General features: G+C 59.3%; 14 protein-coding genes. 6 read left to right on the forward strand and 8 right to left on the reverse strand.

What is annotated here, in order from left to right:
• Positions 1-102: 102 nt before the first annotated feature.
• On the forward strand, positions 103-426 hold the full coding sequence (locus PHQ58_RS07775; protein WP_300109386.1) for a BrnT family toxin: 324 nt from the start codon (positions 103-105) through the stop codon (positions 424-426).
• Entirely contained in the window at positions 416-694 is a 279-nt protein-coding gene (locus PHQ58_RS07780; RefSeq protein WP_300109389.1) for a CopG family transcriptional regulator, read from the forward strand. The genes PHQ58_RS07775 and PHQ58_RS07780 overlap by 11 nt, the downstream gene beginning before the upstream one ends.
• A 53-nt stretch (positions 695-747) precedes the next feature.
• On the opposite strand, the gene aroC is transcribed toward PHQ58_RS07780, so the two are convergent.
• The 4 genes from aroC to PHQ58_RS07800 all read right to left on the reverse strand — a co-directional run bounded on the left by aroC (position 748) and on the right by PHQ58_RS07800 (position 3,418).
• On the reverse strand, positions 748-1,842 hold the full coding sequence (gene aroC / locus PHQ58_RS07785) for a chorismate synthase (RefSeq protein ID WP_300109391.1): 1,095 nt from the start codon (positions 1,840-1,842) through the stop codon (positions 748-750).
• Between the two features lie 210 nt (positions 1,843-2,052).
• The gene (locus PHQ58_RS07790) at positions 2,053-2,349 is read right to left on the reverse strand and encodes an addiction module antidote protein (protein ID WP_300109393.1); all 297 of its coding nucleotides are present in this window, start codon (positions 2,347-2,349) and stop codon (positions 2,053-2,055) included.
• 98 nt (positions 2,350-2,447) lie between these two features.
• Positions 2,448-2,684 carry a type II toxin-antitoxin system RelE/ParE family toxin gene (locus PHQ58_RS07795; protein ID WP_300109395.1) on the reverse strand — a complete coding sequence of 79 codons (237 nt, stop codon included), beginning with the start codon at positions 2,682-2,684 and terminating at the stop codon, positions 2,448-2,450.
• 269 nt (positions 2,685-2,953) lie between these two features.
• Positions 2,954-3,418 carry a CBS domain-containing protein gene (locus PHQ58_RS07800; RefSeq protein WP_300109398.1) on the reverse strand — a complete coding sequence of 155 codons (465 nt, stop codon included), beginning with the start codon at positions 3,416-3,418 and terminating at the stop codon, positions 2,954-2,956.
• A 154-nt stretch (positions 3,419-3,572) separates the two neighbouring features.
• On the opposite strand from PHQ58_RS07800, the gene PHQ58_RS07805 reads away from it, so the two are divergent.
• Both PHQ58_RS07805 and PHQ58_RS07810 read left to right on the forward strand, forming a co-directional pair.
• Entirely contained in the window at positions 3,573-4,895 is a 1,323-nt protein-coding gene (locus tag PHQ58_RS07805) for an O-acetylhomoserine aminocarboxypropyltransferase (RefSeq protein WP_300109401.1), read from the forward strand.
• Positions 4,892-5,710, forward strand: coding sequence for an alpha/beta hydrolase (locus PHQ58_RS07810; RefSeq protein ID WP_300109404.1), 819 nt, complete (start codon positions 4,892-4,894; stop codon positions 5,708-5,710). The genes PHQ58_RS07805 and PHQ58_RS07810 overlap by 4 nt, the downstream gene beginning before the upstream one ends.
• A 135-nt stretch (positions 5,711-5,845) precedes the next feature.
• Here the strand turns inward: PHQ58_RS07810 and thpR are convergent, their stop codons facing one another.
• Positions 5,846-6,361: an RNA 2',3'-cyclic phosphodiesterase gene (gene thpR / locus PHQ58_RS07815; protein WP_300109407.1), complete on the reverse strand. Its 516-nt coding sequence runs from the start codon at positions 6,359-6,361 to the stop codon at positions 5,846-5,848.
• 15 nt (positions 6,362-6,376) lie between these two features.
• Positions 6,377-7,624 (reverse strand): YihY family inner membrane protein, encoded by a 1,248-nt coding sequence (locus PHQ58_RS07820; protein WP_300109410.1) that lies wholly within the window; start codon positions 7,622-7,624, stop codon positions 6,377-6,379.
• 21 nt (positions 7,625-7,645) lie between these two features.
• Here PHQ58_RS07820 and PHQ58_RS07825 point away from each other — a divergent pair, with 21 nt between their 5' ends.
• Both PHQ58_RS07825 and PHQ58_RS07830 read left to right on the forward strand, forming a co-directional pair.
• Entirely contained in the window at positions 7,646-8,098 is a 453-nt protein-coding gene (locus PHQ58_RS07825) for a DUF2069 domain-containing protein (protein WP_300109412.1), read from the forward strand.
• The gene (locus PHQ58_RS07830) at positions 8,079-9,524 is read left to right on the forward strand and encodes an FAD-binding oxidoreductase (RefSeq protein WP_300109414.1); all 1,446 of its coding nucleotides are present in this window, start codon (positions 8,079-8,081) and stop codon (positions 9,522-9,524) included. Before PHQ58_RS07825 ends, PHQ58_RS07830 begins: the two co-directional genes overlap by 20 nt.
• On the opposite strand, the gene PHQ58_RS07835 is transcribed toward PHQ58_RS07830, so the two are convergent.
• Entirely contained in the window at positions 9,519-12,041 is a 2,523-nt protein-coding gene (locus PHQ58_RS07835; RefSeq protein WP_300109417.1) for an FtsX-like permease family protein, read from the reverse strand. The two genes, PHQ58_RS07830 and PHQ58_RS07835, sit on opposite strands and share 6 nt — an antisense overlap.
• Before the next feature lie 405 nt (positions 12,042-12,446).
• Positions 12,447-25,655 (reverse strand): DUF4347 domain-containing protein, encoded by a 13,209-nt coding sequence (locus PHQ58_RS07840; RefSeq protein WP_300109420.1) that lies wholly within the window; start codon positions 25,653-25,655, stop codon positions 12,447-12,449.
• Positions 25,656-25,665: the final 10 nt, after the last annotated feature.

Consider the following 25,665-nt stretch of genomic DNA (forward strand, 5'->3'; position numbering starts at 1 on the left):
CCAATTGAAAGCTTGACCACAGGGGCATAAAGCGGTTTTCATAAAACAGATTCCATTCATCGCATAGGGGGAGCATTATCGGCGCTGGCAAAGGGTCGCACATTGACCGACGATCAACGCGAATATGAGAATAGACACCAATTAAGGTATAGTTTATATATCATGATTTCATTTGAATTTGATCCAGCAAAAAGTGAATCCAACCGCCAGAAGCATGGCATCGATTTTGTTGAGGCGCAGTGCCTTTGGACTGACCCGATGCTTCTGGAAATTCCAGCAAAAACGGATGACGAACCACGCAATTTAATGATTGGGCTGATTGAGGGAAAACATTGGTCTGCCGTCACGACTTATCGTGGAAGCAATATTCGATTGATATCCGTTCGTCGCGCACGCACAGAAGAGGTGAAACTTTATGAAAGCTAAAAATTTCGAGCAGCAGTTTGACGATGACGTCGACCTCACTGCGTCTTTGGACTTGACCAAGGCCAAACGTGTGATGCAGACACAAAAGCGGGTGAATGTCGACTTTCCGACCTGGATGGTTGACTCGCTGGACCGAGAAGCCAGCAAACTGGGGGTGACCCGGCAATCTGTGATCAAGGTCTGGCTTGCTGAACGCCTTGAAGCGGCTTCTTCCAACCTGCGCAACCAACCCACGCGTGGCGGTGCATTGCACCATCGCACGCCTTGAGGTTACCGGCGAACCATTACCGCAACCAGCGCGGCGCCGCATCACTGACTCCGTCAGACTGAGGCTTTGATAGGGGCCAGGTTGACCGCAACATCCCCACACTGCGCGCGCTGTCGCAGGGCGTGGTCCATCACCACCAGCGCCAGCATGGCCTCAAGAATGGGGGTGGCGCGTATGCCCACGCAGGGGTCGTGGCGGCCTTTGGTGACCACCTCAAGGGGTTGGCCCGCCATGTCAATCGAGGCGCGCGGGGTCAGGATCGAGCTGGTGGGTTTGATGGCCACCGACACTTCCAGGTCTTGCCCGCTGGTGATGCCACCCAAGGTACCCCCGGCGTTATTGCTGGCAAACCCTTGCGGCGTGAGCGAGTCGCCATGGGTGCTGCCGCGCTGCGCCACGCTGGCAAACCCGGCACCAATTTCAACACCCTTGACGGCGTTGACACCCATCATGGCGTAGGCAATGTCGGCGTCCATCTTGTCAAACAGCGGCTCGCCCAGGCCCACTGGCACATTGGACGCACTCACGCGCAGGCGTGCACCACACGAATCACCACCCTTGCGCAAAGCGGCCATGTAGTCTTCCAAGGCCGACACATCAGCCACCGGGGCAAAAAATGGGTTGTTTTCGACGAAATCCCAAGACTCGAACGCAATCGGCAACTCACCTACCTGGGTCATGCAACCGCGAAACGTGGTGCCGTATTTCTCAAACAGCCATTTCTTGGCCACCGCACCGGCGGCCACCATGGGTGCGGTCAGACGGGCGCTGCTGCGGCCACCGCCGCGCGGGTCGCGGATGCCGTATTTCTGAAAATAAGCGTAATCGGCGTGGCCGGGGCGGAAGGTTTGAACGATGTTGCCGTAGTCTTTGCTGCGCTGGTCGGTGTTCTTGATCAGCAGGCAAATGGGGGTGCCAGTGGTTTTGCCCTCGTACACACCCGACAAAATCTCGACTGCATCGGGCTCGTTGCGCTGGGTGACGAACTTGCTGGTGCCAGGGCGACGCCGATCCAGGTCGGGCTGGATATCAGCCTCGCTCAAGGACATGCCCGGCGGACAGCCGTCAATCACGCAGCCAATGGCTGGACCGTGGGATTCACCAAAGTTGGTGACTGCGAATAGGGTTCCGAAGGTATTGCCGCTCATGGGGCGGGATTATCCCAGAGCGCGCCAACGGATGCAGAACATGGAAGAAGAGACAGTCATCTGCAGGCAGCACGGCATGACAACGGCCAGTTGCATTATTGAAAAAACGATGCTTTGACTACAGGACCACAGTCGAGGTCTGCGCAGAGATTACGGTGGCATCTGTGCCAGATTCACCTGCTGCTGTCCGCAAGCCAGAAAACCATTGCATCACTGCACCGGCGTTGCTGCCGAAAACGTCAAATTCAACCCACTGGCGCGCAATGCGGCAAACATTGTCTTGGCTGTCGGGTTGCCTTGCCCTGAATGCGGTATCGCCTTGTAAAGACTGGCTTTTGACAAGTTGCCCACATTGGCAACCTTGGCCAGACCACCGCGGGCGTCAACCACATGCCGCAGCGCTGCAATAAAAACCGCAGGCTCCAAATCTTGCGCCGCCTGAGTCAAATATTGCGCGGCAAAGTTGTCATCTTTGAGTTGATTTTTCAGCCAGTCAGTGTGCTTCATTGCGAGTTCCTTTGTTGCCAGTTCTTGAGACGCTTGCGCGCTGTCTTGATGGCGCTTTTTTGATCAGATTTGTCGCTGCCGGCCAGTAGCAAAACAACTCACCCGGATTCAACGCCGTAGTAAACGCGCCAACCCCGCCCATGATCAATTCGCAACTCATACAAGCCACCATCCAGCCCTTTGCAGTCGCCAAACAAACCCAACTCCAGCCGAATGAGCCGCACGGCGATAGCTGCTTGGGCAATCTGATCTGTCACCGAATCAAGCCAATGCCCAAACAGGTCGACACCCTCTTCGGTGTAGTGCAGCAAGGTGTGGGGAATGGGGACAACCATGGCTAAATTTTATCTTAAAAGAGAATTTAAGCCAGTGGTACTATTTTGATGCAATCGGTTCTGATGGCATCAAGGGTTTGCACGGTGCAATGCAGCCAAACTGCCACGCCACCCGTAATATCACAACCTTGGTGGCGTATTAACCAAGCAACAAGACATTCACCGGGAACCGCCGAGCCTGTTGAGGACGTGCTCAGATATCTCAATGCAACAGCCGACTCTGATGCCAACTAGGGGCATCACGCTTTGAAACCCGACCTGCTCGACGTCTACAGCCTGGGCGCGTCGACCGGCGCCTGGCCTTCGGGCCAGTCATGGATGTAGGCCTTGAGCATCTGGTTCTCAAAGTTCTGGCTGTCCACCACAGCGCGGGCCACGTCGTGAAAGCTGATCACACCCATGAGCATTTTCTTGTCCATGACCGGCATGTAGCGCGCATGGCGGTCCAGCATCATGCGGCGCACTTCGTCCATGTCGGTTTCCATGGTGCAGGTCAGGGGGTGGTCATCCATGGCGGTACGAACCGTGGTGGGGCTGATGTTGCCATTGGTTTTGACCAACACCTGGGTGAGTTCACGCACCGTGAGCATGCCAACCAGTTCGCCGTGTTCCATGACCACCAGCGAGCCGATGTCACGGTCAGCCATCAGTTTGAGCGCGTTCAACAAAGATTCTTCGGGTGCCGCGGTAAACAAAGTACCGCCTTTGATGCGCAAAATATCGCTGACTTTCATGGTATTCCTCGTGCTAAGTTGATCGACCAAAGTCGGTAAATTTGAGTGAAATATAGCCCACAATGCCCCCTTGCAGACTAGTGATTTACACCAAGACGCTCAAGTTTGAGCAACTAATTGCAACGCCGCAACTGACTCACCATGAAAGACCGCCATGCCCGGCTACTCCGACCCTGCTTTTGACACCCTCGCCCTGCACGCCGGCGCCGCGCCCGATCCTGCCACCGGGGCGCGCGCTGTGCCGATCTACCTCACCACCTCGTTTGTGTTTGAGAGCAGCGACCACGCCCAATCCCTCTTTAACCTGGAGCGCGCAGGCCACGTATACAGCCGCATCAGCAACCCCACCAACGCGGTGCTGGAGCAGCGCATCTCGGCGCTTGAAGGTGGCATTGGCGCCATTTCGGTGGCCAGCGGCCAGGCGGCGCTGCACCTGAGCATTGCCACGCTGATGGGCGCGGGCAGCCACATCGTGGCCAGCACCGCGTTGTATGGCGGTTCGCAAAATTTGCTGCACTACACATTGCGCCGCTTCGGCATTGAGACCACGTTTGTCAAGCCGGGTGACATCGACGGCTGGCGCACGGCGGTGCGGCCCAATACCAAGCTGTTTTTTGGTGAAACCGTGGGCAACCCGGGGCTGGATGTGCTGGATATTGCCAGCGTTAGCGCCATTGCCCACGAGGCCGGTGTGCCGCTGCTGGTGGACTCGACCCTGACGACGCCCTGGTTGTTGAAGCCGTTTGACCACGGTGCAGATTTGGTCTACCACTCGGCCACCAAGTTTTTGAGTGGCCACGGCACGGTGATTGGTGGGCTGGTGGTGGACGGTGGCAGCTTTGACTGGGACGCGCCCTCTGACAAAACGACGGGCGCAGCCAGCAAGTTCCCCGAGCTGTGCCAAGCCTATGACGGCTTTCACAACATGGTGTTTTCTGAAGAATCCACCGTGGGCGCGTTTTTGTTGCGCGCCCGGCGCGAAGGTCTGCGCGACTTTGGCGCGTGTTTGAGCCCGCACTCGGCCTGGCTGATCTTGCAGGGCATGGAAACGCTACCACTGCGCATGGCGCGGCACATGAGCAACACACAGCGCGTGGTCGAATTTCTGGCGGGCCAGCCGTTTGTGGCGCGCGTGGGCCACCCGATGCTTGAGAGCCACCCCAGCCACGTGCTGGCGCAAAAGCTGCTGCCACGCGGCGCGGGCTCGGTCTTCAGCTTTGATTTGAAAGGCAGTCGTGCCCAAGGCAAGGCGTTTGTAGAAAGCCTCAAACTGTTCAGCCACCTGGCCAACGTGGGCGACTGCCGCAGCCTGGTGATTCACCCGGCCAGCACCACACATTTCCGCATGGATGACGCGGCGCTTGCCGCTGGTGGCATCACCCAGGGCACGATTCGCCTCTCCATCGGGCTGGAAGACCCCGATGATTTGATTGACGATTTGAAACGTGCCCTGAAAGCGGCGGAGAAAGCAGCATGAATTTCAATGTTAACGGCCATTGCACCTACTGCTACACCGGCGGTAAGCCCTTTGATCCGGCCAAACCCACGGTCATCTTCATCCACGGCGTGCTCAACGACCACAGCGTGTGGATTTTGCAAACCCGCTACCTGGCACACCATGGCTGGAACGTGTTGGCGCTGGATTTGCCCGGTCATTGCCGCAGCGCCGGTACACCGCCAGCCAGCGTGGAAGACGCCGCCGACTTTGTGCTCGCCCTGATGGACGCGGCAGGTCTGGAGAAAGCCGTGCTGATTGGCCACAGCTTTGGCTCGCTGATTGCGATGGAAGCCGCTGCGCGGGCGCCAGAGCGCATCAGCCAGCTGGTGCTGGTGGGCACGGCATTCCCCATGCGCGTGTCCCCGGCCTTGCTCGAAGCTTCCGTCAGTGCGCCGATGAAGGCGCTGGAAATGGTGAACGTGTTCTCACGGTCGACCCTGGCCCCACCGCCTTCTGCCATGGGGCCGGGCACCTGGGTTTACGGTGCGTCGATGGCGTTGGGGCGACGTGTGCTGGCCAGCAACACCGCCGTCAATGTTTTCTACACCGGCTTTAAGGCGTGCGACAGCTACCAGAACGGCCTGCAGGCCATGGCGCAAGTGACTTGCCCAGTGTTGTTTGTGTTGGGCAAAGTTGACCAAATGACACCACCCAAGGCCGCGCAAGACCTGATCAAGGCGGCCAGGAGCACACCCAAAGTGGTGTATTTGCCCGGCGGGCACCAGCAAATGAACGAAACACCGGAGGAAATGCTGGCAGCGCTGCAGGGATTTTTGAAACTGCCTGTTTTTTAAGCGCACCCCGCAGCATCAGCACTGACGCCGATTTGCCGAGTTGTTCCATCACTTGTCCACAAGTTTGGCCACGCTTTGTGGGGACAAAAGCCCAGTCTGTGAATGGGGGCGGTGACGCCAGCTGGCTGGGAGTCTTTAACGGTAGTGGCGAAGCACCCGGTAGCGTTGCGCCGTGTCCCCCGTGGACAGTACCAACGCAAAACCCGAGACCTGCCACTGCACAGGCATCGGAGCTGGTGGCAGAGTGGCTTCATCTGCCTGCCGCGCCAGCGTCACATGGGGTCGGTAAGGTCGGGCCTCCACAGCTAGGTCAAGCCGCTGCAGAGCCAGGCCCAAGGACCCGTGCAGTGCACTCATGCGTTTGGGGATGACCGTCGGGCACAGCACCGCCAAGCCATGGCGCCAGAGCGCAGGCTGGTCCAGCACCAGCGCAAAAGGCTCAAATGGCACAGCGGCACTGGTTTCAATGGCGTTCACTTGGTCCGCAGCAACATTGCCCAAAAAATGCAGGGTGACATGCCAGTCATCTGGCGCATAACGCACACAACCGCTGGGCCAATGCCATTGGTCGGCATGCGCCTGCAGTTGACCCCGCAGGCTGTCGCTGGGCCAGAGTGCCAGAAAAAGTCGTTGCGTTCGGGCAAGGCTCATGGCGTTTTTCTAAATTTATAGCGCCTCACGCATATATATAAAGGGCCAGCGGCCATTTTTTCTTAAATTTTCGGTGCTGGGTTCATGCTGTAACAACAAGGCATTAAAGAGCGGCTCCATCAGCGTGGTGTCCGGGTTGGTCAGTAACACGTAACGCGCTTCACCACTCTCTCGCTCTTCCTGCAGCTGACCTACCCAATCCAGCTCAACCAAAGTCTCCAGCACCGGTTCAAGTTGCAAAGTGTCCACTTTCAGCAGCTGTGCCAATTCAGTCATCGTCAAACCCTTGGCAGCGCTGGCCTGCAGCGGTGCCAGCTGCTGCAGCGTTTCCAGCGCCAGCAAAAAATGCCAGCCATGGTTCGGCGCGCGGCGCTGCACCCCACTGAGCAGGCTGGGCAAATACGCCGTGATCACGGCGCCCAGCAGCACGATGACCCATGCGGTGTAAATCCAGATCAGCAATATGGGCACTGTGGCAAACGCACCATACAGCACAGAGTAAGTGGGCACTTTGCCCAGGTACAGCACCAGCAGCCACTTGGCCAGCTCAAACCCGGCAGAAACAAACACGCCGCCCACCCAGGCATGTGACCAGCGCACCTGGGTGTTGGGCACATAGTGGTACAAGGCTGCCATACCCCAGGCCAGCAGCACAAACTGCAAGGTATCGAGCAGCAGTTGCACACCGCCAGGCAGCGCGCCCACCACCCCTTTTGAAGCCGACAAGGCATAAGACGTCAGGCTCAAACTCAAACCCAGCAAAAATGGCCCCAGCGTCACCACCGCCCAGTACACCAGCACCCGCTGACCAAAGGGGCGGGGTTTGCGCACCCGCCAAATGCCGTTCAGGGTGCGGTCAATGGTCAGAATCAACGCCAAGGCTGTGACAAACAGCACTGCCAAGCCGACACCACCCAATTTGCTGGCCTTGCCGGCAAACTGCGTCAAATAGCCCAACACCTGGCGCGCGATGCTGTCCGGGATCAGGCTCTGCACCAGCCACTGCTGCAATACCCCCTGAAACTTGGCAAACATCGGAAACGCGGTGAACACGGCCAGCGCCACGGTGACAAACGGCACCAGCGCGATCGTGGTGGTGAAGGTCAAGCTGCTGGCGGTTAGCCCCAGGCGGTCTTCACGAAAGCGCTCACGTAGCGTGTAGGCGGTGTTCTTCCAGGGGAAATGCGAGAGGTCTTGCAGAAAAGCTTCCAGCCTCTGGGGCCAGGTCATGCGGGAGGTGCGGGAGATGGAGGGGAAACTCATGGCCGCTATGATGCCATCCCCATGACCCATACCTCCACCTCCCCCACCACAGCCGCAACCCCCAGCGTGGCATTGACCCGTATTTTGGCTGTAGGCAGCCTGCTCGGGCTGATTGTTTTGGGCCTGGCCTGGGAGCTGGTGCTGGCACCGATTCGCCCAGGGGGCTCGTGGTTGGCGCTCAAAGTGCTGCCACTTTGCCTGCCTTTGGCTGGTTTGCTGAAAAACCGCATGTACACCTACCGCTGGGTCAGTCTGCTGGTGTGGCTGTATTTCACCGAAGGCGCGGTGCGCGCTTACAGCGACAAGCCGCCTGGCAATTATTTGGCCATGATTGAGGTCTTTTTGTGCCTGACCTTGTTCACCGCCTGCGCGCTGCATGTGCGCCTGCGCCTGAAAAATGCGGCAAAAGCCAGCCTCACCTCGGCAACCTCGATGGCCACACCGACACCCGACCATGCAAACTCTGCTCAATAAGGTCAAAGCCATCGTTGGCACAGCCCATGTGCTGACCGACGGTGATCTGAGCGCCTGGACCCAGGACTGGCGCAAACGTACACAAGGCAAGGCGCTGGCAGTGGTGCGACCGGCAAGTACGGATGAGGTGGCGCAAGTGGTCAAGGCCTGCGCCGACCATGTGACGCAGCACCCCAACTGCGGTCTGAGCATCGTGCCGCAAGGTGGCAACACCGGCTTGGTGGTGGGCTCAACCCCGGATGAATCAGGCCAGCAAATTGTGCTGAGCCTGCAACGCCTGAACGCCGTGCGTGCGGTGGACGGCGCCAACCTGACCATGACAGTAGAGGCCGGTTGCATACTGCAAGCGGTGCAGGCGCGCGCCGAGTCAGCAGGTTTTTTATTTCCCCTGAGCCTGGCCGCTGAAGGCTCCTGCACCATTGGCGGCAACCTGGGCACCAACGCCGGCGGCACCCAGGTGCTGCGCTTTGGCAATGCGCGCGACCTGTGCCTGGGGCTGGAAGTGGTGACGCCGCAGGGCGATGTCTGGCAGGGTTTGAGCGGCTTGCGCAAAGACAACACCGGTTACGACCTGAAAGACCTCTACGTCGGCGCTGAGGGCACACTGGGCATCATCACCGCCGCCACATTGAAACTTTACCCGCAGCCCAAGGCCCAACTCACGGCCTGGGCGGGCGTGCCGTCGATCGACGCTGCGGTGCGTTTGCTGGGTCTGGCGCACCAGTATTTGGGGGCAAACCTGACCGGATTTGAGATGATGGGGCAATTTTCCCTGAGTCTGGTGGCCAAACACTTTGACGCTTTGCGTGTGCCGCTCTACCAGCACAGCGCGTTTTGCGTGCTGCTGGAAAACGCCGATTCAGAGTCTGAAGACCATGCCAGAGCCCAGTTTGAAAGCTTGCTGGAAGCCGCACTTGATCTGGGCTGTGTCCTTGATGCCGTGGTGGCCGAAAACCTGACCCAAGCCAAAACCCTGTGGCAGATTCGCGAAAGTATTCCACTGGCGCAGGCGCTAGAAGGCCTGAACATCAAGCACGACATCTCCGTGCCCGTGTCAAGTATGGCGGCGTTCGTGGCCAGCACCGATGCGCTACTGGCGCAGGCCATCCCCGGGGTGCGACTGGTCAACTTTGGCCACTTGGGCGACGGCAATTTGCACTACAACGTGCAAGCGCCTGAAGGCCAGGATGCCGCTGTGTTTTTGCGTGAGCAAGAGCCTCGCGTGAACGCCCTGGTGTTTGACTCAGTGATGGCACATGGCGGCTCCATTTCTGCCGAGCACGGTGTGGGCAGCCTGAAAGTGGCGCATTTGACCCACTACAAATCACCGGTGGCGCTGGCCACCATGCGCGCCATCAAACTGGCGCTGGACCCGCAAAATCTGATGAATCCAGGGCGCGTGGTACGACCAGCCAGCCCATCATGACATGGCGGCTTGTCGCAGCGTCTGCACCACCGGCCGGTTGAGCACCTCGCGCAGGCCCCACCAGCCTGCAGCCAGCGCCAACGCTGCACCGGCCAGCGAGCCCAGCAAGGGCACCCACAGCGACACCGCCCATTCAAAGTCAAACACATAACGCGCCAGCGCCCAGCCGACCGCACTGGCCACGATCGAGGCCAAAAAACCCGCCAGCAAGCCAACCCCTGCCAGTTCAATGCGCTGCACCTGGCGCAACAGGCTGGCGCGTGCACCAATGGCGCGCATGATGGCAAATTCGCGGGCGCGCTCGTCGCGCGTGGCGGTCACCGCGGCAAACAGCACCACCAGGCCGGCCGCCAGCGTGAAGGCAAACAAAAATTCCACCGCCCCAATCACTTGGTCCAGCACGCGCTGAATTTGGGCAATGGTGGCCGTCATGTCAACGTTGGTGATGTTGGGGAACTGGCGCACCAACGCATTGTCGAAACCTTTTGTCTCGGGTGCCTTGAAGGCACTCATGTAGGTGGCGGGCACGCCTTCGAGCTTGTTGACCGGGTACATGACGAAGAAGTTGGCCCGCATTGAGCCCCAGTCGACCTTGCGCAGCGAGGTGATTTTTGCGCTGGTTTGCATGCCGCCAACATCAAAGGTCAAGGTGTCGCCTAGCCCAAGGCCAAGCGTTTTGGCAATGCCTTCCTCCACACTGATGGCACCCGCCTCGTCCTCCTGCCAGCGCCCGGCCACCACAATGTTCTGGCTGGGTTGCGTGGCGCTGTTGGAGAGGTTGAATTCACGGTCCACCAAGCGCCGGGCACGTTCATCGGCGTAATCGTCGGGGCTGACGTCGCGGCCGTTCACAGCCACCAGACGGCCGCGGATCATGGGGTACCAGTCAAACTTGCTGATGCCTGCACTTTTGAGCGCTTGGGAAAACGCCTCACCCTGCTCGGGCATCACATTGATGACAAAACGGTTTGGTGCATCGGGTGGCGTGGCAGCGCGCCAACTGCTGATCAGGTCCGTGCGCAACAACACCAGCAGCACCAGCGCCAGCATGCCCACCGCCAGGCTGCTCACCTGCACCACGGCAAAGGCTGGGCGCGCCGCGATTTGCCGCGTGGCGAGCACCAGCGCCGTGGGCGCGGTTTCATCATTGACGACCGTGCGCAACAGCTTCACGGCCAGCCAGCTCAAGGCCGCGAACAACAGCGTGGCCGCGGCAAAACCCCCGACGGCAATCAGGCCCAGTTTCACATCGCTGCTGGCGGCCATCAGCAAGGCGGCAAAGCCGAGAATGCCCACGCCCAGCACGGTGAGCGATGCCGGCTTTAACCCCCCAACATCACGCCGGATCACACGCAGCGGCGGCACTTGCGCCAACTGCAACACGGGTGGCAGGCCAAATGCCAGCAGCAGCGTCAGGCCCATGCCCATGCCAAACAGCACGGGCCACAGGCCCGCGCCCGGCAAGGCAGCGTCCACCAAACCAGCCAACAGCGCCACAAACCCGTAATGCACGCCAAAACCCAGCAGCACCCCCACGGCACTGGCCAGCAGCCCAATCAAGATGAATTCAAAGGCATAGGCGGCGGCAATGGTGCGCTGGGGCAAGCCCAGCACGCGCAGCATGGCGCAGTCGTCCAGGTGGCTGGCAGCAAAGCCGCGCGCGGCCAGCGCCACTGCCACCGCACTCAGTAAGGCCGCCAGCAGCGCCACCAGGTTCAAAAACTTCTCAGCGCGCGCCAGCGTGGTACTGAGCTCGGGGCGGCCACCTTGCAGCGCTTCAATGCGAACGCCGCGCACGGTGTGCGCCACAACCTGCGCCTGCGCCCAGTCGACAAAGGCCTGCACCGCCTGCTCTTCGCCCGCCACCGCCAACCGGTAATTCAGACGGCTGGCGGGCTGAATCAGGCCTGTGGCGGCCACATCGGCCTGATTGATCATGACGCGCGGCGCGAAGTTCATGAAGCCGGCGCCACGGTCTGGCTCGTTGGTAATTATGCGACTGACCTTGAAGCTGCCGTCGCCCAGCAGCAGGTCGGTACCCACCTGCACATTGAGCGCGTTGAGCAAGGCCTCGTCCACCCAGGCCTGGCCGGGGCCAGGGATGTCCTGAGTCAGCGCGCCAGCCGCACCAGGCTGCTCGCTCACCCGCAAACGCCCGCGCAAGGGATAACCCGGCTCAACCACTTTCAAAGACACCAGCTTGGTGCCAGCGCCTGCGGCATCAGGCGCGCGCGCCATGGTGGGAAAACTCAGGGTTTGCACCTGCGCCAAGCCAAAGGTATTGACCTGGGCCAGAAAGGCCGCAGGTATTTGATTGTCACTGGCCACAACGGCATCGCCGCCCAGCATTTGACGGGCATCACGCTGCAGTCCACCTTTGAGCCGGTCGGCAAAAAAACCCACCGCCGTCAGCGCCGCCACCGCCAGTGTCACCGCCAACATCAGCAAACGCAATTCTCCGGCACGCAAATCACGCGTCAATGAGCGCCAGCCCAGTTTCAGGAAGGAAATTTTCATAGGGGAACGATACCTTATGAAAACCGAAAGTGCAGAAGTCCTTATTTTTCACCAGGTGGGCATTGCCTGCCCTGGTACTCACAACACCCTAGCCCTTAACGCAGGCCCAGCAGCACCGCTTGGAAGTTACCCGTGGCGCCAAAAGTCAGCGCCGTTTCGAGCATAGTCAGCGGGGCCGGCCGGAGCAGAAGTGCGAGAGGGGTCATGGAGCAAATGACAGCAGAGGCGTTTTTGTGCCCGTGATTGGGCTGATACATGGCCAATTTGATATCTCTCCAGGTAGTAACCACTCAGAACCACCCATCGCTTAGAGAAGTCCAATTGTCGATTTCCATGAAATAGTTAGGTTTGATGCCAAACCTAACCAATCTTAGACAACTCCGCCACAACTGCCCGCACCGTGTTTTACGGCAAGAATCGGTCGTGATACTCTGGACTGGCGATAAATCCACCGACGACAGTGACCTCAGGGATGCTGCTGCTTTGCTGGTTCACCCACCAGTCAAATCCCGCCTGCTCAGCTGGTCGACCCAACAGACCCAGATAATCCAGCGCCACACTCAGCTTGACATCGCTTGCCGCCGTGTACTCTGCCGACTCGGTCAAGCCCAGCGACACCACGCCTCGGCTGGCTCCTGCTGCCAGTTGCGCGCCCCACTGCGTTTGCTCTTGCGCCGTGGCGGCCCGCCCCAGCACGCTTTGGTATTGGGACTGGATGAAGGCGGTGTCGTTCAGGCTGCCGTACAAGGCAGTGAACTCGGTGCTGGCCACAAAGGCAGCTGCAACCTGGCTGATGGTGGTTCCCGTTTGTTGCTGGTCCATCCAGAAGCTCATGCCAGGGGCATCGGGCAGACGCTGCAAAGCACCAAAGTACAGCCGGGCGATGGCGCCAGTGCCACTCTGGAACTCGGGGGAGTCCAGGAAGGCCACAGCGGCTTCGGCACGGCTCAGGCCCGCGTCAATGCGTCCTTGCCAGTACGCAACGCCAGCGGTTTCTCCTTCACGGTAAAGGATGTCGCGGTAGAGCTGCATGGCAAAGAATTTGGAGCTGGTGAACACATCGTTGTCTTTGATGCCCACAGTTAAGCCGTTGGCAAACTCAAGCGCATCCGGGAACTGATCATTGTCGGTGTCGTTGGGGTTGCTCGGTTGAAAATAGCCTGCTGCACCGGGGTCGGTTATGACGCCGTCCGCTTTGCCATCTGAGTCAAACCGACCGCCATCGGTAATCTGGAAGTCAAGCCGGGTTTTGCCGCCGTCGCTAACGACCTGGCCGCCAAAGGCTGGGCTGGCCAAGTTGACCCAGGTGCTGCTGATGGGATCTTTTTTCCAGTAACCATTCACAGCCAAGCTGGCATCGACAAACAAGCTGAAGGTCTCGGTGGTGCCAGCGAAACCTACGTTGGCACTGAAGGCAATCAGGCCTATTGGCATCTGCAAGCTGTCTGGCGCGTCAGCGGGCCGGTCAAGCTGGTGCTGGTTGCTCAAGCTGGCAGTGTTGCTGTCGGCGGTGTCAATATTGCCATTGCGCGAGTCTGCGACCAACGACACGTAAATCGATGGCGCATTGCTGGGGTTGCTCTGGGCTGTGGGTGTGTTTAAAAACGGGATCGATGTGACGTTGGACTGCAACGCATCTGCCACACCATCACCGTTACCATCACCCAGGTGCCCGCCTGTTTTGGCAGGGGCATTGTTTTCAACGTTTGGTGTGGCGCCATCGGCATCATTGAGACTGACCGGGCCGACTCCTAAAATATTCACAATCACGCCATCGGGCAAGTTTTTGATGTCAACCGTCCCCGTCCCCTTGTTGTCAATCGTCACGGTTTGGCCTGCTGGCACACCAGACAGGTCAACCACCTGATTGCCGGTGCCAGTGATGTTAAGCGTGGCACTATCCCGAATACCGCTGGTGGTGACGGTACCTGTGCCGGTGTTGTTGAGGGTAACCTCTCCGCTGGGCGCGGTCACAGTGGTGGGGCCACTGCCGGTGGTCGTGACCGTGCCGCCACCTGTTGGCGCAGTGACGACAGCTGACGTGGTGCCAGTGTTGTTGACGGTAGTGTTGCCTTGCGCGTCGGCTGTGGTAGTGGTGCCGCCAGGTGGCGTTGGTGCGGGCGAACCGCCACCGCCACCGCCACCCGTACTCGGCGTGACATTGCTTACCGCTGTGGCTGCCAGACTGGCGGCGTCGTTGCCTGCGGCATCCTGCAGCGCAGCCACGTCGTTGCCGGTGGTTGGGTCGGTGTAACTCACCGTCACGGCTGCGCCAGCGACAACGGCGGTGCCTAGCGTAAGTGTGACAGTCTTGGCTGTGGCGTTGACGGCTACGCCTGTGACGGTGTTGCCACTGACGGCGAAGGCAGAAGTGAGCGGCAAATTGGTCGCGTCCAGGTTGCTGGCGTCGGTGAAGGTCATCACCAAGGTGTTGCCATTGACCGTGGCAAAGCCAAACGCCGGGCCTGATGTGTCGCCCACAGCCACACCCCCTTCCGGATTTTGATCCAGCAAGGTGATGGTCAAGGCCTGTGTGGCCGTAGAACCCAGGTCGTTGCTGGCTTTGACGATCACGTTGTAGACCCGGTTGACACCGGCGTCGTCTGGAATCTCGTAGTCTGGTGCCGCCTTGAAACGCAGCAGGTTGCCGGAGACGATCTCAAACTTGGCTTGGTCAGGGTTGTTGGTCCCGTCCACCGTTGAATCTACGCTGAAGGTGATCGGGCGGCTGTTGGGGTCGGTCGCAGACAAGGCAGTCACCAGCTGCGTGTTTTCCATCACAAAGAAGCCGTTGCCGATGGAAATGCTTGGTGTCACGCCAGTTTGCAGGTTGACGTTGACTGACACCGGCGCAGCTTGTCCACCCGTGCCACCGTCATTGAGGGTAAAGCTGACGGTGCGTGAGGTCAGTGCCGGGGCGGCCTGGTCGTTGCTGAACTGGATGGCTTTGATCAGCGCTGTCACCGCAGTCGGTGTTGCGTTGCTGTCAAAAGTCACGACCAAATCCGCCGTGCCTGTGCCGCCTGTGAATGTGCCAATCTGGGTCCCCGCGTAGCTCACGGTACCCGCGCCGACGCTGATCTGCCCTGGTGCAGCCCCTACGTTTTGAATGGTCAGGGTATCGTGCGCCGGGTCGCGGTTGAAGCCGATGGACGCGCGCAAACTGCCGCTATTAAAGTTTGCAGAATCGTCTACAACCAAGACGTCACCCCCCTGCTCAAGCCCCTTGGCACCGGAACTGGCCGGGTAGGTCAAGAGATCAGTGCCCAGGTTGTCAATGCGAGGCGCTTCGTTGACATTGGTGACCGTGACGACCACTGCCTGGGGCGAAGAAACACCGGCTTGCGAGTCGGTTGCCAACACGTTGAAGCTGTAGCTGGACTTGGTCTCAAAATCCGGACTGACTTTTAAGGTGACCGCGCCAGTCACGCTGTTGATATCGAAAGCACTGGCGTCTGCACCACTCAGGCTGTAGGTCAACGTCTGATTTTCGACATCGGTGGCTGTTGCTGTGTAGACCACTGTGCTGACCGCAATGTTCTCCGCCAAGCTGACAGGCCCAGCACCGCTGGTGACGACAGGCACGTCGTTCACCGCCGTGACATTGACCCGGCTGGTGATGGCCAGTTCGGAAGTGTTGTGGTCGCCGCCATCGTCTTTGAGGTTGACCAGCGTCACGGCGCGTACGCCTTCGGTGGGGTTCTGGCTGGTGTTTTCGTATTTCAGACCATTGACAAAGCCGTTCCAGTTGCTGCCCGTGTCGGTTTTTGTCAGGGTGACTGTGGCTGTGCCACCGGTGACGCTGACCGTGTAATTGACACCGTTTGATGCAACTTTAGACACTAGGTCATGCGTCAGGGCGACTTGCGTGGTGCCCACCACCAGTATTTCAGCAGCCCCATCACGCAGGCCGCTGACCATCACCTTCAACTCGGTGATGTTTTGACCGGTATCGACGGCGCTGGCAGCGGTCGCGGTAAACAAAGCCTTGGCGGCATCTCCCTCGGCGAATGCCACGGGCGTTGCCAAGGTGCCTGCAGCTGTGGCGGTCAGGGTCGGGATGTCGTTGACCGGTGTGACCGTGATGGTGAAATTAGTTGCCTGATCACCAACCGCCCCGCTGTCCGAATCAGTCAGCGCCAGCCCATCGCTGACATTGAAGGTGAAGCTGTCGCTGGTGGTTTCCGAGCCATCATGCAGGTATTTGATGCGGTTGGCAGCAATGTCGGCCAGTGCAAACTTGCTGCCGCTGGTCAACGCGGTTTCTGCGCCGTCCATGATGCCGTTGCCGTTGAGGTCGCGGAACAAGGTGCCGTGGGTCGGGGTGGAGGCCAATACGACTTTCAAGCCACCGGGCTGCTCGGTGTCGGTGGCAGCCAACAGGGTATTGGCAATCGTCACCACACCGGCTTCGGCCACCGTTGCGGTGTTATACACGCCGCCCGTAGTTACGGTGGGTGCGGTGTTACTGGAAGGCGTTACACCGAGACTGTCACCAATATCCACCGTGGCACTGATGCCGATGGTGCCAGTGTCAAAACCACCGGTCGTGCCGACAGCATCATCCACCAAGGTGGTCAGTGTGACGACACGCAAGCCTGCCACAGGCGCGCCTGCGGTGTTGGCAAAAGTCAACCCTTCCACCAGTGTTTTGGTTTGCGCCTCGGTCAGACCCACATGGGTCAGTGTCACTGTGGCCTCCCCACCCGTAACGCTGATCGCGTAGCTGACACCACCCAAAGCGCCTGCAGGAAGTGGAGCCGGGTAGGTGATTGCGGTCGTAACAGCATCAGCCAAATCAACTTGAACCCCGTCCACTGTCAGCTTTTCAGCCACACCGTCTTGCAAACCACTAACGGTCAGGGTCAGGGTTTTGATGGTTTGCCCGGCTTCCACTGTGCTGACGGCCACGCCGGAGAACAGGCTGGTGGCGCCCACAGCGGCGGCACCAAATGAGCCATCACCAGTCAGCACCGGCGCATCGTTGATGTCGGCAGCTGGAGCAACAACCGTCACGGCAGCACTATCGATATTTTCTGCATTGCCACGGCCATCCGTGTAACTGACGATGGCTTTGTATTGCGCGCTAGTTGCTGCATCACCCGGCAAAGCGTAAGTTTTGCTGGTGGCGCCGCCCACAGGCGTCCAACTTGTGCCGTTGTCGGTGCTCACCGCCCACTGGTAGCTCAGCGGGCCAAGGCCGTCAGCGTCTGTCAACGCACTCGTGTCGGCTGTCAGGGTTTCACCGGCTTGTGGAGTGCCATCGTTGGTGACGGAGACACCACCGGTGCCGCCCGTATTGGTAAAGGCCACCGTGCCGGTCGCTGCGCCGGTCAATGTGTTGAGCGCATGTCCAACAAAGGCATCCTGGAAGCTCACCTGTACTCGAACCTGCTTGCCTTGGTCAGACGCCTGCAATGTGTAAGTTGTTGCGCTGGAACCTACGTCTTCCCAGGTCGTCCCGTTGTAGGTCTGCCACTGATACGTAAACGTCGGCGTTGCCGGTCCGTCGGCATCTGCAACACTGCTGGTGTTCACCGTCAGCACCTGGCCCGGTGTCATGGTGCCTGTCACCACCGGCGTGCCGGTCGCGACATCGTTCACCTCGGTCACCGTCAAGGTCACCGTGCCAGACTGGTTGGTGGCGACATTGCTGAAGGCATAGTCCTCCATGCCATCGACCACCTTGAAGCCGAAGGTATCGGTACCTGTGAGATTGATGCCGTCGGGGTTGGCGCCGCTGTGCTTGTATTTGATCTGGCCGGCATCTACCTCCGCCTGCGTGAAGTAACCGGTGCTGGTAATGGCTTTGATCAAAAGCGCCGAAGACGTGTCGGCCGTAGCGTTTAGCGCCTCGCCCGCATCCACCACGCCGTTGTTATTGCTGTCGCGGAAGAGCACGCCTTCGGTCACGGCATCAGGCACCGAGGTCAAGATGTACTTCAGCGTGCCGATGGTGTTATCCACATCAGTGCTGTTGAGGTCGGCGTTGGTGAATACATGCACAGCGCCTTCGTTCAACGCACCGGCGTAGTCACCACCTTTGATCGGAGCGTCATTCACCGGAATGATGCCAATGGTGGTGGTGGCTGATACACCCGTGTTGTCTTGTTGATCAATGATCGAGGTGGTGACGTTGCGCGGCGTAACCGACGGGTTCTCAGAGGTGTTTTTATAGCGCACCTCGCGCAAGCCCTGCTGGAAGGTGGTTGCGTCCTTGTTGCCCGCAAAGACAATTTTGTGAATGCCAGCAGCAGTCGATGCCACAGAATTGTCTGATGCGTCGTACCAGGTCGTGGTGATGCCATTGGCCGCCAGATTGGTCACGATGTTGCTGGCAATGAACAGCGACTCGGTGCTGACCGCACTTGCTGTGTCCAGCGGGTTGGTGAGTGTTACGGTGACGGTTTTGAGGTTGCCGTCCAGGTCGGTGATCAGTGCCTCAGTGCCCGCAACATAGCTGCCGGCACCGCCTTCGGTATAGCTGGTGGTGTAGCCAGTGCCTGCCACAGCGCTGCCACTCAGGTCAACCACGGGAGTCCACAACACCATGACCGTGCTGGTGGCGGCACCGGCGGCATAGCCGGTCGCGGCCAGAGGTGCAGATGCAGTGGCCGTGGTCACTTGCGTGCCATCCAGCCAGAAGGTCAGCGCACTGTTGTTGGCCAGCGTAGTAAGCGGGCCGCTGGCGATGAAATGCTGGTGGTCAGCACCCACGCTGGATACCGTGTAGCCGCTGTCCACCCCACCAATCAGGATTTTTTGACCGACAGCAATGCTGTTGTTGACCGCCGTCGTTGTGAATGACGCCACATTTGACACCAGGCCGTTATCAACGATCGCCTTGTCTTGCACGGTGATGGTGATGGTGCGGTTGCCGGCAAACGCACCATCGTTGGTGTTGTTGTAAACCACCGTTTTCAGGGCATTTTGGTAGTCTGCGTGGGTGGCCGTGCCAGACAGTGTCAGCTTGGTGGCATCTGTAAGCCCACCGGTGCCGGTGCCGTTACCGGTGATCGTGATCGTACCGCTGGCCCCAACGTAGCTAGCGCCCGAGGTGGAGCTTAGCGTTTCGTAAATGTTGCGTGAGTTGTCCCAGGCACCATTGGTGATTTCCACCGTCGCGCTTACCAATGTGGTGTCGCCGTCAATGCTGTCGGTGATCGTGATGTCGCTGTCTACCACCTGCACCGCACCGCCACGAGGACGAAATACCACGGCATGGTCATTTCCGGTCAGGTCAGCACCAGTGGCATTGGCGGGTACCACCCCAGCGGCGGTGCTGTTGTCCAGATTCAAGTCAAGAATCGGGGCGTTGTTAGTGTCCGTCACGTTGACATTCACAGTCGTCAGCGTGACAAAGCCCGAAACGCCATCATTGGCTGTCAGGGTAATCGTGGCCGCCGCCAGGACAGTGCCCACAATATTGTTCGGCGCGCTGGTATAGGACACATTGCCGGGTGTTTTAAGCCAGGTGTTGATGTCAGCAAGCGTGCCTACCAAGGTTAGCGTACCGCTGTCGCTGCCGGTAACGGTCACGCCACCGCTGGTCGCGCCGGTGATCTTGCCCTCGCTGGCCGCTAGCTTGACGGTCGCGGGGCCGGTGTTGTCTGGGTCAGACAGGGCGAACGTGGAGGGAATGACCAGCGCAGTTTTCTGGTCTTCCACCACCGTGAAGACGGTTGGCACATCGCGCACGGACGGTGCGTCGTTGGCGCCGCCGATGGTGATTTCCAGCACACCCATGTCGCTCAGCAGAGTGGTGTCGGTCACCGTGTAATTGAAATAGTCTTTGACGGTGTTACCCGAATTCAGCTCCTGAACCGAGTAGTTAGACTGGTTCACGCGGTAGGTGTAGGCCCCCGTCGTCTTGTTGACGGTCAGCGTACCGTAGTCGCCGCTGACAACGTAATCGGTTCCTTCAAGCAACCCGATTTCGCCCAAACCTTCGGCGCTGCCGCTGCGCAAGCCCGTGATGTTCAAGCCTACGGTGGTGTTTTGGTCGGTGTCGTTGGTGACCAAGTTGCCAGTGGCATCACTGCCCGCCGTGGCGTTATCAACCCCACCCGCTTCATTGGCCGCACCGGTGTCGTTCACTGCACCCGGCGCGACTGCACCGAGGGTGATCAGCCCGCTTTGACCAACGGGTGCTTCTACCGTGCCTTCGCCATCGGTGTAGGTAATTTTGACGGTGATGTACTTGCCGCCATCGTCGTTGGTCAACGTGTACGCGCTGAAGTTGCCGCCGACCACATCGGTTTGCGCACCCGCTGTTGCGCCGCGGTACCAGGTGTAGGTAGGCGTGACACCGGCTAGCCCGTTGGCGTCTTGCAGGGTAGCGATCAGGGTTTGTCCAGGCGTTGCTGCCCCGGTAATGGTTGCCACACCCGGCAGGTTAAGGGCCGGCACGGTCATTTCGTTAGACAGTGGCGCTTCGGCAAAACCACCGTTGTCGGTGTAGTAAGCCTGCGCCCGAATCAGCTTGCTGGACTCAGCCTGGGTAATGACGTAGGTGGCGCTGGTGGCTCCGTCGATGTCGGTCCAGTTGCCGCCGCTGGCTTTGGCTTGCCACTGGTAATGCAGGCCTGCGGGGTTGTAGCCGTCATCATCGGTTGGCGCTGTGGCGGTGAGTGTGTCGCCCAAGGCGACAGCCCCGCCATTGCCGTCACTGATGCTGAACGCGCCGCCATTGTTTTCAGCCGCCACACCGGCTGCTGATGTTGCCAGGTTCAGCGTAAAGGTGGTTTCGCCGCTGGCGCTGCCATCGCTGCCAATCACCTTGATTTTCAAATCTGGCAGACCGGCGGGCGGGTTACCAGTGAAGGCTTTGGTTGCAGGGTCGAACGTCAACCAGTAAGAGGTGCCGGATGCCGGTATCGCCGTCCAGACACCCGCGCCATTCAGGTACTGGGCGGAATAGGTAATTGCCGTGCCTTCAGGGTCGGAGAAGACGGTGCCGAGGGTCAGGTTAAACGCAGTGCCAGCGGTAGCATCCACATCGGGCAAGGTCGTGACAACAGGGGCGTCATTGACAGGGGTGACCGCAATGCTGGTGCTACCAATGTTGCTGATGTTGCTTTGCGGATCTGTGACTTGCCATGAAATGCTGCGGGCACCACTGCCCGGGTTGTCGCTGGTGGAGGCGAAGGTGATTGATTTGAGCGCCGTCACCCATTGCGCCAGGGTGGCGGAGTTGCCGGCAGACGACAGGCTCAGGACACCCGTGCCGGCGTCATAGTTGGCCAGGATGTTGCCCATGGTGGCCGAGACATTGGTGAAGGCCAGCGTATCGCCAGTCACCTTGCCACCGCTGATCGTTACCGTGGCGCTGGCGAGCATGGTGCTGTCCAGGTCTGTAATTTGTAGCGCGGGGTTGAGCGCTTTAGGGGCGGCGTTTTCAGTGTATGCGGCATCACCGGCCATGGAGAGCACTGGCGCCGGGGGGGTGGCAGTCAGCGTGATGGTGCGCGAGGCTTGCTCGGTGACCGTGCCGATGCCACCGTATTCGACGATGTAGGCTTGAATACCAGTAGTACCGGCTAGGTCATTCCACTTGCCGGGCGCCGTGCCACCAGAGGCAAAGAACTCTGCGTAGTCTTCGTCGGCGCCACTGTCATTGGGTTCTGAACCGTTCCAGTTGGCGTACTGGCCTGACTGCGTGACGGGAGTTGTATTGCCAATTGAAAAAGTGGTTCCAGCTTCAGGCCCTGTTACCCATTTCCAGGTACCCTCCGTCGCCGCATCACTGGCCCCGATCCAGGCATCCGAAGGGATCTTGCCGAGAATGAATGCATTCTCGGTGGCTGATGTGATGGTTGCCAGATACCCTGTCAAACCATTGAATGATTTTCCTGCAGCGCCCGTCTGTGCCGATGCCCAACTTATGTCGGAGCCACTGGTCACCACTTCATAGTAATGCCCGTTGTCGGGGTTGTAGGCTGCACCGCCTTTGATGGCGCTGATATTGAGAGTGACTGCGGGGTTGGTGGCCAGGTTGGTTTGCAACTTCCGCAAGGCGGCGTTGACATCTGACAGTGCCCCTTCAAAAGCAATGCTGGTCGCCGAGCCATCAGTCAGGCTACCGTAGCCGGTTGTGATGGCGGTCACCCCTGTCGTGTCAGTCAACTTGACTTTGCCACCCGTTGCATCCACCACGACACGCACGGTGCCGCTGAATCCTAAGAGTGGATCGACGCCATACACGTTGGTCCAGGTGTTTGCTGCCGCTGTGGTAGCCGTCGACGCAGCGAACGTCACTGCTGATGTCTGAACATCGGAGGACAGCGTGTAGCTGCCGCTGAAGGCAGTGCCATCACCTACCTGAAAGCCGATGCTTGTGGCTGCCGAGCCCGGTACCAGCTTCAAGTGGCCAGCATCAATCTCGGCTTTGCTGATGACATCGCCTGAGCTAACCGCTGTCCAATTGGTGCCATCGGACGATTTTTGCAAAGTGCCGCTGGCTGGCAAGCTGGTAATTTTGATGCCCGACTGAGCATCGCCGTTGGCATCGCTGTAGCTGCCGAAATCAGTGATGGCCAGAATCTTGTCCGTGCCCAAAACGGTATCGATGTGGTCGTTGTTGGAGGTGGGCGCCACATTGCCCGGTGTCGGGTTGGCATCAGAGTTGCCGGTAACCAGCGTGACCGTGAAGGTGTCACTCACCGCTGCGCCCGAGGGGTCGGTAGCGGTGATCTTTAGGTTCAGCGGCAGTGGCGCGGTCGCTGTGGGTGTGCCGCTGAGGGTGCGCGAGGCTTCGTTGAAAATCAGCCAGTTTGAAGGCAGGGTTGTCGTGCCTCCGGTGCCGCTGGTGATGGTGTCCAACACTGTCCCAATACCATCAACCACTTGAACCGTGTAAGTCAGGCCCAACCCCTCAGCATCGGTAAAAATATCAGCAGGAATTTGATACGACCAGGCGCCATTGCCGTTGAAGGTCTGGTCGGCAATGGGGTCAGCGCCCGCCTTGAGAACCGGCGTGTCGTTGGTGCCGGTAATGGTGATGACCAGCGGTTGCGTGACAGAAGCACCACTACCGTCAATGACCTTGAATTCAAAGTTATCAGTGGCAGCAATTCCAACAGCCAGCGCATTGATGGCGACGAAGTTGGTGGGGGTGTAGGTCCACGCGTTGGTCGAGGTGTTGAGCGTTAGCGTGCCGTAAAAGCCAACTTTGGTCACTGTGGTCGTACCGGTGCCACCCCGGATCCCAAAAGTGACCTCTCCGCTGTCGTTGGTGTCATTGCCAGTCAAGGTGCCGGTGAGGGCACCGCTGGCCGTGGTGACGGCGCTGTCGTAAGCGGCGGTCTCGGTCAAGAATGCTGCCCCCGGCGCGCTATCAAAAACCGGCAGGTCGTTGACCGAATTGACGACGGTGCCGAGTGTGGTCGAATTGCTGGACACACCGCTGGCAGAGGTGCTGGCCTCAAGATCGCGGCTGGCTCCGCTGGTGTAGCCTCCGGTGTAGGTGTTGTCGGTCAGGTAAACCTGTAATGCGCTTGGCGTGCCGTGGTAATTTGCCTCTGGAGAAAAGCGCAGCGCAGTATCCGCAGACAGAGCCAGCCCGGAGGTGGCGGTCACCGCACCAATGTCAAACCAATTGCTGCCGTCGGTGCTGTATTGCCACTGGCCGCCACTGGCGTTGGTGTTGCTCACCACGATGACGCCACCCAGGGTGGCTCCGCTGTCAACGTCGGTAAAGCGTGGGCCAAACAGACTGGCGACGGTTGCGCCAGCGTTGTTGCCCGTAGTGGTGCCGCTGGTCTGATCTTCGTTGATGGCTGGCAGCGACACGGGTGTAGTGTTGGACGCGATCACTGGCGCATCGTTGATGGCGGTCACGGTAACCGGGGTTTCCAGTGCGGGCGTGGATTTCAGCCCATCGGCATCGCGTGCCACCACTTTGAACGCATTGAGGTTGCCGTTAGCGTTGGCACCGGGTGTCCAGTAGGCTTGATGGGTGGCGTCAATGACATCATTGGTGCCCGGGTTCCATGCTGTGGCAGAGCCTTCTGATGTCCCAATCTTGAGTGAGCCACTCGTGATGCTGGTGACTACAAAGGCGCTGACAGTGCCTGCGACCAAGCCGCCGCTGGCATCGGGTTGTTGGTCGGCTTCGTTTCCTTGGGCGGCCAGGTTGGCGTAGGTGATGGTGACCTGTGTGTCCTCGTTGCCGGTGACCACCGGTGCAGCAAAAACCGTCAGGGTAGGAGCTGGGTTGGATGCTGCCTCAATCTTGGTGATGGTGGTGGCAATATCCGCAGTATCGAGGGATGTAAAGTATTCAAAAGTGACCGATGCACCGGCAGCCAGCGAGCCACCTTTGAACATGATGGCAATGCCAGAGTCTGAAGTTGTGGTGTAGCCTGCTGCCTGCACCGGCATGGCGTAGGGGTCAGAGTTTGAAAAGCCGAAGTTGGCGACGTTGGCGCGGCTGTCCGATGAGAAGAATAGAATTTTTGCGGTGCTGCCAGCAGCAGTGTTATAGGCGTCTCCGGCCTTGCTGGTGGCTGAAACAACGGCCTGACCGTTCGCTGCAATGGTTTTTTCGACCTTGTTGACAGTGTCATAGTTACCGCCCTTGAAAACTGTATTGTCCGGGTCAAACGAGCGCATGAAGCGCACGTCGGTCATGGTGCTGCCCGTGGTGTTGGTCAATGTGACAGTGGTTTTGAAGAACTTGTCTGCCGTCTTGAATGAGTGGGTTTGCTCCACCTTCAATGCGCCGCCCACGATGCCGGTAAATTTGGCGCTGAGGTTGTCACCAGAAGACTGATTGGTCACCGAATTAGCGCTGAGCGCTGCACCACTGACACCGCTGAGATTGCTGTAGCCGCCGGTGGTGCTTCCGTTGTAGCCTGCCGCCCATCGTTCTTCGGGGGAGCCGGGCAAGAAGTAGTCAATGGCCAGGTCGGTGCCATTGCTGAATCCATCAGCATCATTGCTCATGCCGATGGCGCTGCTGCCGCTGGTGCCGTTGAAACCAGCGGGTTTGGCGGCACTGGTACCAAAAGAGCCCACCGAGCTAATGCCCAACTCGATGTATGCACCGCCCAGAAATACTTCGCTGCCTGACGTTGCGCTGTGCGCGCCGAGCGGCAGTGTGTGTTGATAAGCGGCTTGCGCGGATGCGCTGAGGGCGGCGGTTGCCTCAATGCCGCCAGTAGCCGCTTCAAGTACCCAGTCGCCACCCAGACTACCCGCACCGGTCAGATCGGTAGAGGCCGCCACATCAGCCCCAGTTAGACTGGCCAGCTCGCTGATAAAGGTGGCACCCGCCTCGCCTTCAGCCACGTTACAGCCGTAGATCAAAAAGTCAGCATCTGTGCTGAGTGCGATTTTGATGGTGGCCCACTGCGTGCTATAGCCGCCCAGGTTGGAACTGGTCAGGGTGCTACTGCCCAGGTTCAAGCTGCCGGCACTGCCGTGGGTGAGCAGGTGAATGGCTTCAATGTCGCTGCGCCCGGCCAGGGTGTCGGCCAGCAGTTGCACACCGTCAGCGCCAGCCTCCATCAAGTGAACTTCAGCGCCGGGTGGCAAGCCCGCCAGCAGCGTGGCCAAGTCGGGCAAGGTGGCGTCGATGAAATACAAGTTATTGGTGGCAAGTGCAGCGGTCATGTCAATCTCC

It is taken from the genome of Rhodoferax sp. (genome assembly GCF_028688795.1).
In the GTDB taxonomy this organism is placed as follows: Bacteria; Pseudomonadota; Gammaproteobacteria; order Burkholderiales; family Burkholderiaceae_C; genus Rhodoferax.